Raw genomic sequence first — 16,928 nt, forward strand, 5'->3', positions numbered from 1 at the left:
GAGCAGGCGTCCGCTCGACTTCGCAGGGGAGCTCATCGCATGGCACGTCGCCACGTCCGCACGTCCGCCGGGGCCGCCGCCCTCGCCGGCATCGGCATCGCCGCCGTCGGCCTGGCCGCTCCGGCCCAGGCCGTCACCATCACCCAGGACTACGAGTGCACCTACGAGGTGCTCAACCTGGGTCAGATCGCCGGCGACCCGGCCGTGAGCGTCAGCTACACCGTCGACCTGCCGACGAGCGTCGAGGAGGGCGAGCAGATCACCTCCGACGTCACCGCGGTCGTGACGATCCCTGAGTCCCGCCGCGACTCGCTGTACTCCCTGCTCAACGTCCGCGCGGTCGACGCGCCGAGCGACCCGCTCAACGCGGCCGGCGTCTCCGTGAGCGACGGCACCGACAGCGTCGACGGCGACATCGCCTTCACCTCTCCGCTCACCGACGTGCCCGCGTCCGGCGAGCTCGTCGTCACCGCGACCGGCTCGGTCTCCGTGCCCGCCCCGAGCGCCGGCACCTACGACGTCGAGGCCACCGACCTCACCGCCTTCATCCGCGGGTACGCCGACGCCGACGGCCAGTCGTACACGACGAACGTCACCCTCCGGTGCACCAACGTCTCCGAGAGCACCTCCGTCGGCACGATCGAGGTGACCGAGGCCGACTCCGAGCCGACCCCGACGACCGACGAGCCCACCACGGACGAGCCGACGACCGACGAGCCCACCACGGACGAGCCGACGACCGACGAGCCCACCACCGACGAGCCGACGAGCGAGGACCCGGACCCGACGACGAGCGAGGACCCGGACCCGACGACGAGCGCCGACCCGACGGCGACCTCGGGCAGCCCGACGAGCGTGCAGACCCCGGCGCTGGTCCAGACCGACGCGACCCAGGGCGGGTCCGGCCAGAGCCCGGCGCTGCTCCTCGGCGGCGGCCTGCTCGCCGCGGTCGGCGGCCTCGGCCTGGCCCTCACCCGCCGCCGGGCCTCCGCGCGTCACTGAGGACACCCGCCCTCTCAGCAGCACTGAGGGCACCCGCCCTCCCAGCAGCACCGAGGGCACCCGTCCGAGACGAAGGGGGCGACCCACCCGGACCACCGGTGGGTCGCCCCCTTCGCGCCGGTCGCCGCCCCTGCGATACTTGACCGGTCCGTCCCCGACGCGTGACCCGCGCCGACCCCAGGAGCCCGAAGCGTGGCCCGTACACCCCGCAGCCCGCAGCACGGCGAGACCCTCGCGATCCGCGTCCTCGCGAGCCTGCTCGGCGTCGGCACCCTCGGCGCGATCGCGCTCGGCGCGTGGTGGCTGACGAGCGACGACAGCGTCGCGCCGGGCACCTACGTCGCCCCGAGCGAGATCTCGACCTCGTCGAGCACGAGCGAGCCCTCCGCGACCTCGAGCCGCACGAGCCGTCGCTCGTCCTCGTCCTCGTCCGCGACGACCCCCGCGCGCCGCTCCACGTCGACGACGACCCCGCCGGCCCCGTCGGCCACCGCAGCCCCGGCCGGGGACCCGACCCGCGTCACCGTCACCTCGGGCGGGCGCACCCTCGTCGACGCGTCGCTGCAGGCGACCTACCTCGACGCCGACGACGTCCTCGCACCCCCCTTCGGCACCGCGGGCTGGTACGCCGAGTCCGGGTGGCCCAAGCCCGGTCAGACCGGCGCGAGCATCCTCGTCGGCCACATCAACCACGGCAGCGAGCCCGACGTCTTCTGGAACCTCCCGCAGGTCAAGATCGGCGACCGCGTGACCGTCACCTACGGCAGCGGGCGCGAGGTGGCCTGGCGGATCACCCGCTCGTCGGCCGCGAGCAAGACCGAGGTGCCCCAGGACGACACGATCTGGGACCATGACAACCCGCGGCCGGTCCTGCGCCTCATCACGTGCGACCCGACGACCCCGCTGCAGGGCGGGCACTACGAGGGCAACTGGGTCGTCTGGGCCGACCCGGCCTGAGCGAAGGGGGACGCCTCAGCGGCGACCGGACGACCCCTCGGCGGGGTCGGAGCGGTCCTCGTCGCGGATGCGGCACCAGCCCTGGGCGACGTGCCCGGCGACCGCGACGAGCGCACCGGCCAGGGCGGCGGCGCCGAGGCGCAGCGCGAGCTCGGCGTGGCTGCCGAAGCCGAGGTCGGGCAGCAGGACGAGCGCGTGCCCGAGGTAGAGCCCGCAGACGACCGCGCCGGTGAGCGCTCCGGCCTGGGCCAGGCCGAGGATCCGGGCGGCCCGCAGCGGGGCGACCGCTGTGCCCTCGCGGCGGTAGCGCCGCATCGGCCAGGCGACGACGAGCAGCGCGAGGGCCATGACGACCAGGAGCGCGCCGGCCAGCCACGGCGTCTGGACGACCCGCTCCCCCGATGCGACCCACCAGCGGCTGAGCAGCCACGACACGACGGTGGTGACGAGCCCGGTGACGAGCGTCGTGCGCCAGCGCAGGCCCTCGATCATCATCATCGGCCGTCCACCGCCCGCACGCCGGTCGTGTCGAGGGCGGTGACGAGCTCGGCGACGGCACGGACCTCGCCGTCGACGCGCAGCCGGGCGTCGGGGTCGGCGTCGAGCCACGGCACGAGGACGAAGGCCCGCTCGTGCGCGCGGGGGTGCGGCACGGTGAGGACCGGGGCGTCGAGGCGGGCCTCGTCGGCCCCGCCGGTCGTGCCGTAGGCGACGAGGTCGAGGTCGAGCGTGCGAGGCCCCCAGCGCACCTCACGGGTGCGGCCTTGTCCGGCCTCGATGCCGTGCAAGGCCGCCAGGAGCGCCCACGGCGTGAGCGAGGTCGTGCCCACCGCGACGGCGTTGACGTAGTCGGGCTGCTCCGGGCCCCCCACGGGCTCGGTCGCGTAGCTGCGGCTCACCGCGGTGAGGTCGACGTGCGCGCGCAGCGCGTCGACCGCGTCGTGGAGGGTCTGGGTGGAGTCGCCGAGGTTGCTGCCGAGGGCGACGACGACGGCGCTGCGCCGGGTGCGGCGCACCCGGACCCGCACGTCGCCGAAAGGGACGCCCACCGGCGCCTGCGGCTTGTGCACGACGACCTCGACGTCGCCGATCTCGGGGCGGAGCAGGACGTCACCGGCGATGCGCTCGGCGAGCGCCTCGATGAGGTCGAGGGGCTCGCCCTCGATGCGGGCGACGACCGCTGCGGCGATCTCGGCGTAGCTCACGGTGTCGGCGAGGTCGTCGCTCGCCCCCGCGCGTGAGAGGTCGGTGCCCATGAGCACGTCGACGACGAAGTCCTGCCCGTCGCGCCGCTCGAAGTCCAGGACGCCGTGGTACCCCTTCGCCCGGACCCCGAGCAGCTCGATGACGTCACGATCAGGCACGGTGGGCCTCCAGGGCGTCGACGACGTCGAGGGCGTCGACCGAGTCGACGACGTCGTGCACGCGGACGGCCCACACGCCGGTGCGGGCGGCGAGGGCCGTCGTCACGGCGGTCGCCGTGTCGCGCTCGACTGGCGGGCGCTCGGCGCCGGCGGCGCGGCCGACCTTGCCGAGGAAGCCCTTGCGCGAGGTGCCGAGGAGCACCGGGCGGCCGAGCGCGACGACGCGCTCGAGGCCGGCGAGGAGCTCCCAGTTGTGCTCGGCGGTCTTCGCGAAGCCGATGCCGGGGTCGAGGACGAGCTGGTGCTCGCCGAGACCGGCCGCGAGGAGGACCTCGACGCGCTGCTCGAGCTCGGTGCACACCTCGCCGACGACGTCGTCGTAGCTCGCGGCCGCGTACATGTCGGTCGAGTGGCCCCGCCAGTGCATGACGACGAAGGGGATGTCGCTCCCGGCGACGACGGAGGCGATCTCGGGCTCGGCGAGCCCGCCGCTCACGTCGTTGATGACGGCAGCACCGGCCTCGACCGCGGCGGCCGCGACCCGCGTGCGCATGGTGTCGACCGAGACCGCGACGCCCTCGTCGGCGAGGCGGCGCACGACGGGCACGACGCGGCGCACCTCCTCGTCCTCGTCCGGGCGGTGCGCGCCGGGACGGGTGGACTCACCGCCCACGTCGACGAGCGTCGCGCCCTGCGCGACGAGCTCGAGCCCGTGCGCCACCGCGGCGTCCTCGTCGTACCACCGTCCCCCGTCGCTGAAGGAGTCCGGGGTGACGTTGACGATCCCCATGATCGCGGGGCGCTCGCCTCGCTGCAGGAGCACGGTCAGCGAGCCCCCATGAGCAGGGACATCGCCTCTGCACGGGTCGCGGGGTCGCGCAGCTGGCCGCGCACCGCCGAGGTGAGGGTGCGCGCACCCGGCTTGCGCACGCCGCGCATCGACATGCACAGGTGCTCGGCCTCGACGACGACGATGACGCCGGTGACGTCGAGGCACTCGACGAGCGCGTCGGCGACCTGCGAGGTGAGGCGCTCCTGCACCTGGGGGCGGCGCGCGTAGACGTCGACGAGGCGGGCGAGCTTGGACAGCCCGGTCACCTGGCCGCTGCGCCCGGGGACGTACCCGACGTGGGCGACCCCGTGGAAGGGCACGAGGTGGTGCTCGCACGTCGAGTACAGCGGGATGTCACGGACCATGACGAGCTCGTCGTGGTCGATGTCGAAGGTCGTCGCGAGGATCTCGGCCGGGTCCTGGTGCAGCCCGGCGAAGGTCTCCGCGTAGGCCCGGGCGACCCGCGCGGGGGTCTCGAGGAGCCCCTCGCGGTCGGGGTCCTCCCCGACCGCGATGAGGATCTCGCGCACCGCGGCCTCGATCCGCGGCAGGTCCATCGCCGCGGCGACCGGGCCGGTGCCCGCCCCGGCCTCGAGGGCCTCGGCCTCGTGCTGGCTCATCGTCACCTCAGTGACGGCCGTCGGGGTCGACCTGGCCGCCGTCGGGCACCTCGCGGACCTCGGCCGCCGGGTGCTCCTCCGGGTAGGGGGTGGCCCCCTCCTCCGCCGCCTTGTCGATGGCGGCCGCCGTGCCCGGGTCACCGGGCTGTGCGCCGACACCGGCCGGCGGGGCGCCGGTCGGGCTGGCGGCCGGTGCCGAGCCGTTCGAGCGGGCCGCGAGAGCGGCCTCCTCGGCGGGTGTGAGGACCGGGGGCCTGTCGGAGATCGTGCGGTTCTCCGCGGAGAGCCACGTGGGGCGACGGGGGCGCTTGCGCACGTCGGCGAAGACCGCCGCGATCTCCTTCGGGCCGAGCGACTCGTGCTCGAGCAGCTCGAGGACGAGACGGTCGAGGACGTCGCGGTTGTCGTTGATCGCGTGCCAGGCCTCGTCGTGGGCGGCCTCGATGAAGCGGCGCACCTCGTCGTCGACGACGCTCGCGATCTCCTCCGAGTAGTCGCGCTGGTGACCCATGTCGCGGCCGAGGAAGACCTCGCCCTGGCTCTGGCCGAGCTTGACCGCGCCGATGCGCTCGCTCATGCCGAACTCCGTGACCATCTTGCGGGCCATCGCGGTGGCCTTCTCGATGTCGTTGGCGGCGCCGGTCGTCGGGTCGTGGAAGATGATCTCCTCCGCGACGCGGCCGCCGAGCGCGTAGGCGAGCTGGTCGAGGATCTCGTTGCGCGATGTCGAGTACTTGTCGTCGGTCGGCAGCACCATCGTGTAGCCGAGCGCGCGACCGCGCGGCAGGATCGTCACCTTCGCGACGGGGTCGGTGTGGTTCATCGCCGCGGCGACGAGCGCGTGACCGCCCTCGTGGTACGCGGTGACCTTGCGCTCCTGGGCGCTCATGATCCGGGTGCGCTTCTGCGGACCGGCGATGACGCGGTCGATCGCCTCGTCGAGGACGTGGTCGTCGATGAACTGACCGCCCCCACGGGCGGTGAGCAGCGCCGCCTCGTTGAGCACGTTGGCCAGGTCGGCGCCGGTCATGCCGGGGGTGCGACGGGCGACGGCGAGCAGGTCGACGTCGGGGGCCATCGGCTTGCCGGCTGCGTGCACCTCGAGGATGCGGTGGCGACCGATCATGTCGGGGTTCTCGACACCGATCTGGCGGTCGAAGCGGCCGGGGCGCAGCAGCGCCGGGTCGAGGATGTCGGGGCGGTTGGTGGCCGCGATGAGGATGACGTTGGTCTTGACGTCGAAGCCGTCCATCTCGACGAGCAGCTGGTTGAGCGTCTGCTCGCGCTCGTCGTGACCGCCGCCGAGACCCGCACCGCGGTGACGACCGACGGCGTCGATCTCGTCGACGAAGACGATGGCGGGGGCGTTGGTCTTGGCCTGCTCGAAGAGGTCGCGCACTCGCGAGGCGCCGACACCGACGAACATCTCGACGAAGTCCGAGCCGGAGATCGAGTAGAAGGGCACGCCCGCCTCGCCGGCGACGGCGCGCGCGAGGAGGGTCTTGCCGGTACCGGGCTGGCCGTAGAGCAGCACGCCCTTGGGGATCTTCGCTCCGACCGCGAGGAACTTGCTCGGCTCCTTGAGGAACTCGACGATCTCGTGCAGCTCCTCGACGGCCTCGTCGGCGCCGGCGACGTCGGAGAAGGTGACCTTCGGCGCCTCCTTGCTCGCGAGCTTGGCCTTGGACTTGCCGAACTGCATGACGCGGTTGCCGCCCTGGGCCTGGCTCATCATGAACCAGAAGAGGCCGACGAGCAGGAGCAGCGGGAGCAGCGAGAAGAGCAGCGAGCCCCAGATGCTCGGCTCCTCGATCGTGTCGTTGATCGTGCCCGGGACCTTCTCGTCGACGAGGGTCACCATGTGCTCGGCGCGCGCCTCGACGAACTCCGTCTCGACCTGCGTCGCGTCGGTGACCGCGTCGCCGTCGGAGAAGGTCTGGCCGTCCTTGAGGTCGAGCTGGAGGGTGTTGTCGCTCGTGAAGTGCGCCTCCTGCACCTTGCCCTCGTCGATGAGCTTCTCGGCGGCGGAGGTGTCGATGCGGGCGTAGTCACCCCCGCTGCCCAGCTGGAAGACGAGCATGAAGATGACGAGCAGTGCGAGCGCCCAGAAGAGCGGGGCGCGGAAGAGCTTCTTGGCGTTCATGCGGCTTCGGGTCTGCCCGATCTTCCTGGTCGACGACGGCCGCCCCTCGGGCGGCAGGATCAAGAGACGAAACTACCCGACCACGTGGTCAGGATCCGTCCCACCTCCAGGGCCAACGCGCGGGCCGACGGGGGTGTTCCCCACCCCCTCGCCGTCCCCCTTCGCGGGAGGTCAGCTGTAGACGTGCGGCGCGAGGGTGGCGACCTCGCGCAGGCCGCGGTAGCCCTCGGCATAGTCGAGGCCGTAGCCGACGACGAACTCGTTGGGGATGTCGAAGCCGACCCAGCGGGTCTCGACCTCGACCTTCGCGGCGTCGGGCTTGCGCAGCAGCGTGAGGACCTCGACCGACGCGGGCGAGCGCGAGAGGAGGTTGGTGCGGATCCACGACAGCGTCAGGCCCGAGTCGATGATGTCCTCGACGATGAGCACGTGCTTGCCCGTGATGTCGGCGTCGAGGTCCTTGAGGATCCGCACGACGCCGGAGGACTTCGTGCCGGAGCCGTAGGAGCTCACCGCCATCCAGTCCATCGGCGCGGAGCCGGGCAGGTGGCGCATGAAGTCGGCCATGACCATGACCGCCCCCTTGAGCACCCCGACGAGGAGGAGGTCCTCGCCCTCGTAGTGCTCCCAGACCTCCTGGGCCAGCTCGGCCAGGCGCTCCTGGATCTGCTCCTCGGTGCACAGCACCCGTACGAGATCGGCCTCGATGCTGTTGGCGTCCACGGGGCTATCAGACCAGACCTGCACCGGTGATGGACAGCCGGGCCTGCCGACCGGTGCCCACCCGGGTGACCTCGACCCCCGGCAGGTGCAGCGGGCCACGACCGCGCGGAGCGGTGACGAGGGCGTCGACCGCGGCGAGATGAGCGGCGGACAGGTCGCCCGGGCGGGCGCCACCGGCGAGCAGGAGCCGGCGCAGGACGCGGGCGCGCAGGGCCGTCGGCAGGACGGCCAGGTCGGCGGTGCGCGGCTCGGCGACGGCGGCGAAGGGGGCGGACGCCTCGTCCGCGAGGGCGTCGAGGTGGTCGGCGTCGGCGCGCAGGAGGTCGGCGGTGCGGGCAAGCGCCTCGGGCAGACCGGGCCCGAGGTCCTCGGCGAGGGTCGCGAGGACCGCTCGCGCCCGGGAGCGGGCGAAGGCGGGGTCGACGTTCGTCGGGTCGTGCCAGGGGTCGAGGCCGGCGGCGGCGCACGCCGCGCGGGTCGTCGCCCGGTCGACCTGCAGGAGCGGGCGGGCGAAGGGGACGCCCCCTCGCGTCGTCGTCGCGGGCATGCCGGCCAGGGAGCGGGCGCCGGAGCCGCGCAAGAGCCCCAGGAGGACCTGCTCGGCCTGGTCGTCGCGGGTGTGGCCGAGGAGCACGAGCGCGGCGTCGAGGTCGCCGGCCGCGGCGGCGAGCGCGGCGTAGCGGGCCTCGCGGGCGTCGGCCTCGGGGCCGGAGCCAGTGCTGGCGACGCGGACCCGGCGCACGACGACGACCTCGTGGGCGCGGCCGTCGGGGGCGCGCATCGCCCGGCACTGCTCGGCCGCACGCTCGGCGACCTCGGCCGACCCGGGCTGCAGGTCGTGGTCGACGACGACGACGCCGGTGCGGGTGGGTCCCCCTTCGTGCAGGAGGGCGTGGGCGAGGGCGAGGGAGTCCGCTCCCCCGCTGACGGCCGCGAGGACGAGGGGGTCCGACCCTTCGGTAGCGTCGTGACCGGCCACGCAGGTGCGCACCGCACGTCGGAGCGCTGCCTGCGCCGGATGTCCTGCTGCCACCGCCCCATGATGACCCGTCACAGTGAAGGCCTGCCGATGCGCGTCCGCTCCCCCTTCGTCCTTATCCTCGCCGCCGTCGCCCTCGCGGGCTGCGGCTCGGACGACCCGGCCCCCGCCGCGACGGGCTCGTCGAGCAGCAGCTCGACGTCGTCGACCTCTGCGTCGAGCAGCTCGACACCCGCGGCCGAGGAGGACCACGACGACGAGCACGAGGGCGAGGACGGCCACGAGCACGAGGCCGACGACCACCTCGACGTCGCGTGCGAGGCGGAGCTGTCGCAGATGCAGGGCGAGGGGGGCTCGGGGCAGGTGCTGTCGGCGTCGGTCGAGCCCGACCTCACGTGCGCGCAGGCCGTTCCCGTGGTGACCGCGATCAGCGCGCTGCACCCCGTCGGCGAGGCCCCCACGACGCTCACGGCCAAGGGCTTCGAGTGCGAGGTCGAGCAGGACGACCCCGACGGGATGCAGGTCGAGGTCTTCCGCTGCACCGACGACCGCGGTGTCGTCGTCTGGGCCCGCACCGCCTGATCCCACCGCCTCAGCTTTCCCGCCCAGGGCGGGAAAGCTCGACCTCGGGAAAGAAATGTTCCTTCCCGAGGTCGAATGTTCCCGCCCTGGGCGGGAAAGTGGCGACAGGGGCGAAGGGGGTCAGCCGTGGACGCGGCGGACCCAGGCCCCGGGGTCGGTGATCTCGGCGGCGCGCGGGAGGGTGCCGGGCGAGGTCCAGATCGCGTTGAAGCCCTCGACGCCGACGCGCTCCTGCACCCCCCGCACGAAGGCTGCGCCGTCGCGGTACTGGCGCATCTTCGCCTCGAGCCCGAGCAGCCGGCGCAGGACACGGTCCACCGACCCGGCGCCCTGACGGCGCACGTCGAACTTGCGGCGGATCTCCTCGACGCTCGGCACGTGCTCGGGGCCCACGTCGTCCATGACGACGTCGGCGTGCCCCTCGAGCAGCGACATCACCGCGGTGAGCTCGGCCATCTCGGCCCGCTGCTCCGGGGTGGCGAAGACGTCGGTCAGCCCCGCCCCGTCGCCGCGGAAGGCACGCGGCAGCTCCTTGGCGAGCTGCTCGAGGCGGGTGCGCACCGAGTCGACGTCGGGCACCATGTCGCTCGCCAGCGCCTGAGCACGCTGGACGACGTGGTCGCGCAGCCACGGCACGGCCGTGAACTGCACCCGGTGGGTCTCCTCGTGCAGGCACACCCAGAAGCGGAAGTCGGTCGGGTCGACGCCGAGCTCGCGCTCGGTGTGGACGAGGTTCGGGGCGACGAGCAGCAGCGAAGGGGTGCCGCCCGGCGCGAGGTCGTACTGGCCGAGGACCTTCGTGCTGAGGAAGGCGAGCAGCCCGCCCGCCTCGGCACCGGTGACCTTGCTGCCGATCGCCTGCGCGACCGGGCCCGGCGCCTGCTTCTGCCGGGCGCTGATCCGGGCGACGACGGGGTCGAGCATCGCCGACATCGAGTCGGCGTTGACCGCGATCCACGTGGGGCGGTCGACGACGACGGGCGGCGGGGCGTCACCGGGCGCGCGCAGCCGGGATGTCTCGGCCACCGGCTCGACCGCCCGGGCGGCCAGCGAGCGGATCTGCTCGACGATCTCGACGGCCTCGGCCGCTGAGACATCAGGCCCGGAGGGCGCGAGGCGGGCCCCCGTGCTCGTCGCGAAGCTCCAGTCGACGTACTGGGTCATCAGTGGCCCTTCCGTGGTGGGGACGTGGCGGTGCCGCGTCGGTCAGCGGCACCCGCACGTCGTGAGGGTGCCGACGATCTCGTCCAACACCGCACGGGCCCCGAGAGTTCCCGTCGTGCTCGGCACCTGGTCGGCGAGCAGGACGTAGGTGAGCACGCGGCCGTCGGCGGTGGTCGTCGTCCCGGCGAGACCGGACACCCCGGTGAGGGTGCCGGTCTTGGCCCGCGCGACGCCGACGGCGGGCACGGCCTCGGGCTCGGTGAAGCGCTCGTGCAGCGTGCCGGTGAAGCCGGCGACGGGCAGACCGAGGAGCACGCCGCGCAGGCTCTTCGCGCTGCCGGTGATGCCCAGCTGCATGACCTCGCTCATCGTGTCCGCCGGCACCCGCTGACCGCGGCTCAGCCCGGAGGCGTCGAGCAGACGCGTGCCGGACATGTCGACGCCGGCGTCGGTGAGGGTCGAGCGCACCCACCGCGCGACGTCCTTCGCGTCACCGCTGCGCGCGCCGTCGGCGAGCGCCGCCTGACGGGTGAGGTTCTCGGTGAGGGCGTTGTCGCTGCTCGACAGCGCCTCGGCGAGCACCTCGCCGAGCGGCGCGGACTCGACCGAGCCGAGCTCCGTGGCACCCTCCGGCGCGGCCGTGCGCCAGGTCGACGCGCTGTCGTCGACGCGCACGTCGAGACCGGCGCGCGTCAGCTCGGCGCGCAGCGCAGAGAGGGCGGAGCGCTCGGGGTAGCGGGGCGAGGGCTGGTAGGGCTCGGGGCGCTCCCCCGCCAGCCCGATCATCGTCACGGCCTGGGTGAAGCCGTTCGTCAGGTCGGTCGGGTCCCACGTCGAGGGCACCCGCGGGCCGGCCGCGTAGGTCGCGTCGAGGCGAAGGGTGAGCCGCTCCCCCTTCGCCTCCGGGCCGAGCGAGCGGGCGACCTGACGGGCGAGGTCGCGCATGCCGGCGCGGCCCTCGACCGCGGTCGGGTCGCCGGCCCCCTTCGCGATCATCGTGTCGCCCCCGGCGACGAGGACGACCTCGTCGGCCGAGGCGCCGGTGACGACGCGGGTCGTCATCGTGCTCGACAGGTCGCTCGTCTCGGCGACGGCGGCGCCAGCGAGGATCTTCTGCGTCGAGGCGGGCACCATCGGCGCGCTGCCCCGGTGGTCGTAGAGCACCTCGCCCGTGAGCGCGTCGCGGACGACGACGCCGGCGCGGCGGCCCAGCCAGGCGTCCTCGACGAGGGGGTCGAGCTCGCGGGCCAGGGCGCCCGTCGACGGGCGGGGGGCCTTCGTCGAGGCGGCGGGGGCGACCGCGCCCACCGGGCCGGGCTGCGGGCCGGGGGTGATCTGGGCCACGTCGGCGGCCACGTCACGGGTGAGCACACCGGGCACGACGTCGGCCACATCGGCTGCGCCGTAGGCGATCGCGCCGACGACGACGGCGCTGGCGGCCGCAGCGAGTCGGCGCACGTGGACTCCCCCCTGGTGCCGGAGCGGTCGGTGATGGTGGAAACTGATCCCCGAGCCTAGGTCATCCACGTGAAGGGGCAGTTCATGGAGTTCGACGTCACGATCGAGATCCCGAAGGGTCATCGCAACAAGTACGAGGTCGACCACGAGACCGGTCGCATCCGTCTCGACCGCCTCCTCTTCACCGCGATGTCCTACCCGAGCGACTACGGGTACATCGAGGACAGCCTCGGCGAGGACGGCGACCCGCTCGACGCGCTCGTGCTCCTCGACGAGCCCACGTGGCCCGGCTGCCTCGTGCGCGCGCGGCCGATCGGCATGTTCCACATGCGTGACGAGGCCGGCGGCGACGACAAGATCCTGTGCATCCCGGCGGGCGACCCGCGCAAGGACCACATCAAGGAGCTCGAGGACATCTCCGAGTTCGACCGCCTCGAGATCCAGCACTTCTTCGAGACCTACAAGGACCTCGAGCCCGGCAAGTCCGTCGAGGGCGCCCACTGGGCCGGCCGCGTCGAGGCCGAGGCGACGATCAACGAGGCCATCCAGCGTGCGACCGACGCCGGCATGAGCACCGCGCGCTGGAAGGCGCCCTTCAGCGCCGCCGCCCAGAGCGTCGCCCGCTCCGAGGAGGACCACGCGGTCGCCTCGCAGCGTGCGCGCGAGGAGCTCGCGACGAAGGACAAGCCGCTCTCCGACGACTGAGACGTCCGCCGCGGGTCACCGCGAGACGACGAAGGGGTGCCGACCAGCTGGTCGGCACCCCTTCGTGCGTCTGCCGGCGGGCCGCCCTCAGGCGGCGAGGTACTCGCCCAGGCCCTGCTGACCGCCCCGCATCATCGCGTCGTGGTTGGCCCGGATGACCCGGACCCCGATCAAGGGCACGGCGGCGACGAGCTTGAAGAAGGGGTGCGCGATCGAGACCTCCTGCGTGTACGCCACGCGGCACCCGCCGGGGACCGCAGCGACGTGCCACTGGCTCCACCCGCGCAGGTCGCCCTGCACGCGCACGCGCAGCAGCCCGATCTCGGGCAGCTCGGCCTCGCGGGTGATCGTCATGCGCAGGCTGATCGGGATGCGCGAGCACACCCGCAGCTGGCCGTGCTCGGCGTCGACGCGCTCGATCTCCTTGATCTGGGGCCACCACCGTATGTACGAGTCGACGTCCGCGAGCACGCGCAAGACCTCGTCGGCGGGGTGCTCCATCTCCCAGGCGTCGGTGAAGGCCAGGCGGGAGATCATGAGGGCAAGGGTGCCTCACGGGAAGGCCCATCTGTACGTTGAGCGGGTGCGCTACTTCTCCCGTGACGGGCTGACCTTCGACCTCGACGACTCCGCCGGCGACGACGCCGCTGCCGTGACCGACGGCCAGGAGGTCGTCGTCCTGCTCCACGGCTGGCCGCAGGACCGCCGTGCCTGGCGGGGCATCACGCCGGCGCTCGTCGAGGCCGGCCTGCGCGTCCTCGCCCCTGACCTGCGCGGATACTCCCCCGGCGCTCGTCCTCCTCGAGCCTCCGACTACGTCATCGGCGAGTCCGTCGCCGACGTCATCGCCCTCGCCGACGCGGTGGGCGCGCAGCGCGTGCACGTCGTCGGTCACGACTGGGGCGGCGCGCTCGCGTGGACCGTCGCCTCGCGACACCCCGACCGCGTGGCCAGCCTCACGGTGCTCTCGACGCCGCACCCGACCGCGATGGCGTGGGCCTTCAAGCACGGCGACCAGGCCCGGCGCAGCGCCTACATGGCCTTCTTCGCGCTGCCCGTCCTGCCGGCCGCCCTCTTCCGCCGGCTCACCCGGCCCTTCCTCGTGCGCACCGGCCTGCCGCAGGACCTCGCCCAGCAGTACGCCGACCGGATGGCCCAGCCGGGCGCGGCGCAGGCGAGCCTCAACTGGTACCGCGCCGCGCTGCCCCTCAAGCACATGGTGGCCGAGCGGGTCCGCGGGTCGAAGAGCCCGGCTCGCCCCGAGCGCGTGCGCACCGCGGCCGACGTCGTCCCCACGACCTTCGTGTGGGGTTCGCGCGACGCCGCGCTCGGGCGGGCCGCGGCAGAGCGCACCGGCGTCGTCGTGCGCCGGGCCGCGGAGAAGGCCGGCGTCGACCCCGGCGCGGCGTACCGCTTCGTCGAGGTGAGCGCCGGGCACTGGCTGCCCGAGAAGCGGCCGCAGGAGGTCACCGAGGCGATCCTGTCGCGGGTGCGCTCGGTCTCGTCCTGACGAGCCCTTGTCAGGCACTGCCCGATCGAGCACCCTTCGGGCCATGAGCCTCATGCGCAGCAGCACGATCGACGGTGTCGTCCGACGCAGCGCCCGCGCCTTCGGCGACCGGGTGGCCCTCGTCTTCGGCGAGCGGGAGTGGACCTACCGCGAGCTCGAGGAGGCGACGAGCCGGGCGGCCGCGGCGCTGCTCGCGCAGGGCCTGACGAAGGGGGATCGCGTCGCCGCCTTCGGGCGCAACAGCGACGCGTACCTGCTCGGCTTCCTCGCGTGCGCCCGCGCCGGGCTCGTCCACGTGCCGCTCAACTACAACCTCACCGGGTACGAGCTCGAGTACCTCGTGACGCAGTCCGGCAGCTCGCTCGTCCTCGCCGACCCCGACCTCGTGCCCCGGCTCGACGACCTCGAGGCGCCGGTGCCCTCGCTCCCCCTTCGCGACGCCGAGGGCTCGCTGCTCGACGCCGCGCGCACGGGTGAGGTGCCGGAGGTCGACGTCGAGGTCGCCGACGACGACCTCGCCCAGCTGCTCTACACCTCGGGCACGACGTCGCGGCCCAAGGGCGCGATGATGACGCACCGCTCCCTCGTCGCCGAGTACCTCAGCTGCGTCGTCGCGCTCGACCTCGCGCAGGACGACGAGCCGCTGCACGTCATGCCGCTCTACCACTCGGCGCAGATGCACGTCTTCCTCCTGCCGTGGCTCGCGGTCGGCGCCCGGAGCACGCTGCTCGAGGTGCCCGACCCCGGCGAGATCCTCGCCCGCATCGAGCGCGAGGGGCACCGGGCCTTCTTCGCCGCGCCGACCCTGTGGGTGGCGATGACCAACCATGCCGACTTCGCCGGGCGCGACCTGTCCTCGCTGCGCAAGGCCTACTACGGCGCGTCGATCATGCCCGGCCCGGTCGTCGAGCGGCTCCGGGCGACGATGCCCGACCTCGGCCTGTACAACTGCTTCGGGCAGTCCGAGATGGGTCCCCTGTGCACGGTGCTGCGGCCCGAGGAGCACGCAGAGCGGCCCGACTCGGCCGGGCGACCGGTCCTGCTCACCGAGATGCGGGTCGTCGACGGCGGGGGGCGCGACGTGGCGCCGGGCGAGATGGGCGAGGTCGTCTACCGCTCGCCCCAGCTGTGCCTGGGCTACTGGGACAAGCCGCAGGAGACGGCGGAGGCCTTCGTCGACGGGTGGTTCCACTCCGGCGACCTCGTCCGCGTCGACGAGCAGGGGTACATCACCGTCGTCGACCGGATCAAGGACGTCATCAACTCCGGCGGCGTCCTCATCGCCTCGCGCGAGGTCGAGGACGCCCTCTTCAGCCACCCCGCCGTCGCCGAGGCCGCCGTCATCGGCACCCCGGACGAGCGCTGGGTCGAGGCGGTGACCGCGGTCGTCGTGCTGCAGGACGAGGTGAGCACCGCCGACCTGCTCGAGCACGCCCGCACCCGGCTCGCGGGATTCAAGGTGCCGAAGTCCGTGCACGTCGTCGACGCCCTGCCGAAGAACACCTCCGGCAAGATCCTCAAGCGTCAGCTGCGCGACGAGCTGGCCTGACCATGGCTACCCGGCAGTAACGGGACTCCCCGGGTCGTCGCCCGCCATATGAGGGGGCAGCGCCCCCATGGGTCCCGTCGGTGCCGGCGGCCGCATCAGATCCGGACCTGAGCCCGCCGCTGGCCGTGCGCCACGGCGGCGGCGACGAGGCCGGCGACGACCGGGACGAGCAGCCCGGCGCGCAGGCTGGTGAGGTCGGCCACGGACCCGATGGCCGGGGAGGTGACGAGGAAGCCGATCCGCATGAGCCACCCGAGGACGGCGATGCCGGTGCCCTCCGGCAGCCCCGGGACCCGTCCCGCGGCGGCGAAGGCTGCCGGCACGAGGGTCGCGCTGCCGAACCCGGCGACCGCGAAGCCGCCGAGCGCGACGACGTACGTCGGGGCGAGGACGACGAGCAACGAGCCCGACGCCACGAGCAGACCGCCTGCGCGAGCCACGGCGATGCGGCCCCACCGGTCGGTCATCGGGTCTCCGAGGACGCGGCCGACGAACTGCGCGCCGAGGGCGGCGCTCAGCCCGAGCCCGGCGACCGCGGTCGGCGCAGCGACGACGTCACCGAGGTAGAGGACGGCCCAGTTGTTCGCGACGTCCTCGACGAGGGTGCCGCAGATGGCGAGCACGACGAAGGGGACGAGCAGGCGCCAGGCGTGCCGGCGCACCGAGGAGGACCGGCCGGCCGCGTCTTCGCCGGCAGGGGCAGCCTCGTCGGCGCGCAGCTGCGAGCGCACGTGCTCCGGCACCACCGCGAGACGGCACGCGACGAGGGCCACGACCACCCAGACGGCGCCGTTGACGACCATCTGCGTCGAGATCGACACCCCGGAAGCAGCCGCCATCGCACCGACGAGACCACCGGTCGTGGCTCCGACCGACCACAAGGCGTGGAAGGAGTTCATCGCCGACCGACCGCGCCACTGCTCGACGAGGACCCCTTGGACGTTCTGGGCCGCGTCGACGAGGGCGTCGACCGCACCCGCGAGGAGGAGCATGGCCGCGAAGGACCACACCGAGCCGCTCGCCGCCGCCACCGCCAGCGCGACGGCGAGGAGCACCGAGCCGACCGCGTTCGTGCGCAGGACGCCGAGCCGGCGGATGACCCGCCCTCCGAGACCGGCGGCGACGAGCGCCCCCGTGGGGAAGGCGACGACGAGCAGCCCGAACTGGCTGTTGGTCAGGTCGAACGCCGCCTTGATCTCCGGGTAGCGGGGCAGGAGGGCGCTGAAGAGCACGCCGTTGGTGAGGAACATCAGCGAGACGCCCGTGCGGGCACGCGCCGGCGAGGCGGGACGGAGCAGGAGGCTGGGCACGACGGTGACCGTAGGTGCTTGGATGTCACG

At 73.5% G+C, this 16,928-nt stretch carries 17 protein-coding genes; 6 read left to right on the top strand and 11 right to left on the bottom strand.

Features of this window, described 5'->3' with window-relative positions; genetic code table 11:
• Nucleotides 1-39: 39 nt before the first annotated feature.
• Nucleotides 40-1,002, top strand: coding sequence for a hypothetical protein (locus L6241_RS12960; protein WP_368246611.1), 963 nt, complete (start codon nucleotides 40-42; stop codon nucleotides 1,000-1,002).
• A 192-nt stretch (nucleotides 1,003-1,194) separates the two neighbouring features.
• Nucleotides 1,195-1,959, top strand: coding sequence for a class F sortase (locus tag L6241_RS12965; protein ID WP_201465509.1), 765 nt, complete (start codon nucleotides 1,195-1,197; stop codon nucleotides 1,957-1,959).
• 15 nt (nucleotides 1,960-1,974) lie between these two features.
• Here the strand turns inward: L6241_RS12965 and L6241_RS12970 are convergent, their stop codons facing one another.
• From L6241_RS12970 to tilS, 7 genes are all read right to left on the bottom strand, one after another.
• On the bottom strand, nucleotides 1,975-2,457 hold the full coding sequence (locus tag L6241_RS12970; protein WP_368246612.1) for a DUF3180 family protein: 483 nt from the start codon (nucleotides 2,455-2,457) through the stop codon (nucleotides 1,975-1,977).
• Complete coding sequence (gene folK, locus L6241_RS12975) at nucleotides 2,454-3,323, bottom strand: 2-amino-4-hydroxy-6-hydroxymethyldihydropteridine diphosphokinase (protein WP_368246613.1); 870 nt, start codon at nucleotides 3,321-3,323, stop codon at nucleotides 2,454-2,456. The genes L6241_RS12970 and folK overlap by 4 nt, the downstream gene beginning before the upstream one ends.
• Complete coding sequence (folP, locus tag L6241_RS12980; protein ID WP_368246614.1) at nucleotides 3,316-4,146, bottom strand: dihydropteroate synthase; 831 nt, start codon at nucleotides 4,144-4,146, stop codon at nucleotides 3,316-3,318. Before folP ends, folK begins: the two co-directional genes overlap by 8 nt.
• A 2-nt stretch (nucleotides 4,147-4,148) precedes the next feature.
• Entirely contained in the window at nucleotides 4,149-4,712 is a 564-nt protein-coding gene (gene folE / locus L6241_RS12985) for a GTP cyclohydrolase I FolE (RefSeq protein ID WP_224767024.1), read from the bottom strand.
• 70 nt (nucleotides 4,713-4,782) lie between these two features.
• Nucleotides 4,783-6,918 (bottom strand): ATP-dependent zinc metalloprotease FtsH, encoded by a 2,136-nt coding sequence (gene ftsH / locus L6241_RS12990; RefSeq protein WP_368246615.1) that lies wholly within the window; start codon nucleotides 6,916-6,918, stop codon nucleotides 4,783-4,785.
• A 171-nt stretch (nucleotides 6,919-7,089) separates the two neighbouring features.
• Nucleotides 7,090-7,641, bottom strand: a complete 552-nt coding sequence (gene hpt, locus L6241_RS12995; RefSeq protein WP_368246616.1) for a hypoxanthine phosphoribosyltransferase — start codon at nucleotides 7,639-7,641, stop codon at nucleotides 7,090-7,092.
• A 7-nt stretch (nucleotides 7,642-7,648) separates the two neighbouring features.
• The gene (tilS, locus tag L6241_RS13000) at nucleotides 7,649-8,674 is read right to left on the bottom strand and encodes a tRNA lysidine(34) synthetase TilS (protein WP_368246617.1); all 1,026 of its coding nucleotides are present in this window, start codon (nucleotides 8,672-8,674) and stop codon (nucleotides 7,649-7,651) included.
• A 36-nt stretch (nucleotides 8,675-8,710) separates the two neighbouring features.
• Between tilS and L6241_RS13005 the strand changes: the two genes are divergently transcribed.
• Entirely contained in the window at nucleotides 8,711-9,202 is a 492-nt protein-coding gene (locus tag L6241_RS13005; RefSeq protein ID WP_368246618.1) for a hypothetical protein, read from the top strand.
• Between the two features lie 120 nt (nucleotides 9,203-9,322).
• Here the strand turns inward: L6241_RS13005 and L6241_RS13010 are convergent, their stop codons facing one another.
• Together L6241_RS13010 and dacB are read right to left on the bottom strand one after the other, a co-directional pair.
• On the bottom strand, nucleotides 9,323-10,366 hold the full coding sequence (locus tag L6241_RS13010) for a zinc-dependent metalloprotease (RefSeq protein ID WP_368246619.1): 1,044 nt from the start codon (nucleotides 10,364-10,366) through the stop codon (nucleotides 9,323-9,325).
• Nucleotides 10,367-10,408: 42 nt separating this feature from the next.
• Nucleotides 10,409-11,824, bottom strand: a complete 1,416-nt coding sequence (gene dacB / locus L6241_RS13015) for a D-alanyl-D-alanine carboxypeptidase/D-alanyl-D-alanine-endopeptidase (RefSeq protein WP_368246620.1) — start codon at nucleotides 11,822-11,824, stop codon at nucleotides 10,409-10,411.
• 84 nt (nucleotides 11,825-11,908) lie between these two features.
• On the opposite strand from dacB, the gene L6241_RS13020 reads away from it, so the two are divergent.
• Nucleotides 11,909-12,529 carry an inorganic diphosphatase gene (locus tag L6241_RS13020; RefSeq protein ID WP_068272998.1) on the top strand — a complete coding sequence of 207 codons (621 nt, stop codon included), beginning with the start codon at nucleotides 11,909-11,911 and terminating at the stop codon, nucleotides 12,527-12,529.
• 87 nt (nucleotides 12,530-12,616) lie between these two features.
• On the opposite strand, the gene L6241_RS13025 is transcribed toward L6241_RS13020, so the two are convergent.
• Nucleotides 12,617-13,066 (bottom strand): SRPBCC family protein, encoded by a 450-nt coding sequence (locus L6241_RS13025; RefSeq protein WP_368246621.1) that lies wholly within the window; start codon nucleotides 13,064-13,066, stop codon nucleotides 12,617-12,619.
• Nucleotides 13,067-13,112: 46 nt separating this feature from the next.
• Between L6241_RS13025 and L6241_RS13030 the strand changes: the two genes are divergently transcribed.
• On the top strand, nucleotides 13,113-14,039 hold the full coding sequence (locus L6241_RS13030) for an alpha/beta fold hydrolase (RefSeq protein WP_368246622.1): 927 nt from the start codon (nucleotides 13,113-13,115) through the stop codon (nucleotides 14,037-14,039).
• Nucleotides 14,040-14,082: 43 nt separating this feature from the next.
• The gene (locus L6241_RS13035) at nucleotides 14,083-15,588 is read left to right on the top strand and encodes a fatty acyl-CoA synthetase (RefSeq protein WP_368246623.1); all 1,506 of its coding nucleotides are present in this window, start codon (nucleotides 14,083-14,085) and stop codon (nucleotides 15,586-15,588) included.
• Between the two features lie 95 nt (nucleotides 15,589-15,683).
• Here the strand turns inward: L6241_RS13035 and L6241_RS13040 are convergent, their stop codons facing one another.
• Nucleotides 15,684-16,898, bottom strand: coding sequence for an MFS transporter (locus tag L6241_RS13040; RefSeq protein ID WP_368246624.1), 1,215 nt, complete (start codon nucleotides 16,896-16,898; stop codon nucleotides 15,684-15,686).
• Nucleotides 16,899-16,928 lie beyond the last annotated feature (30 nt).

This window comes from Janibacter sp. Y6 (assembly GCF_040900765.1).
GTDB lineage: Bacteria > Actinomycetota > Actinomycetes > Actinomycetales > Dermatophilaceae > Marihabitans > Marihabitans melonis.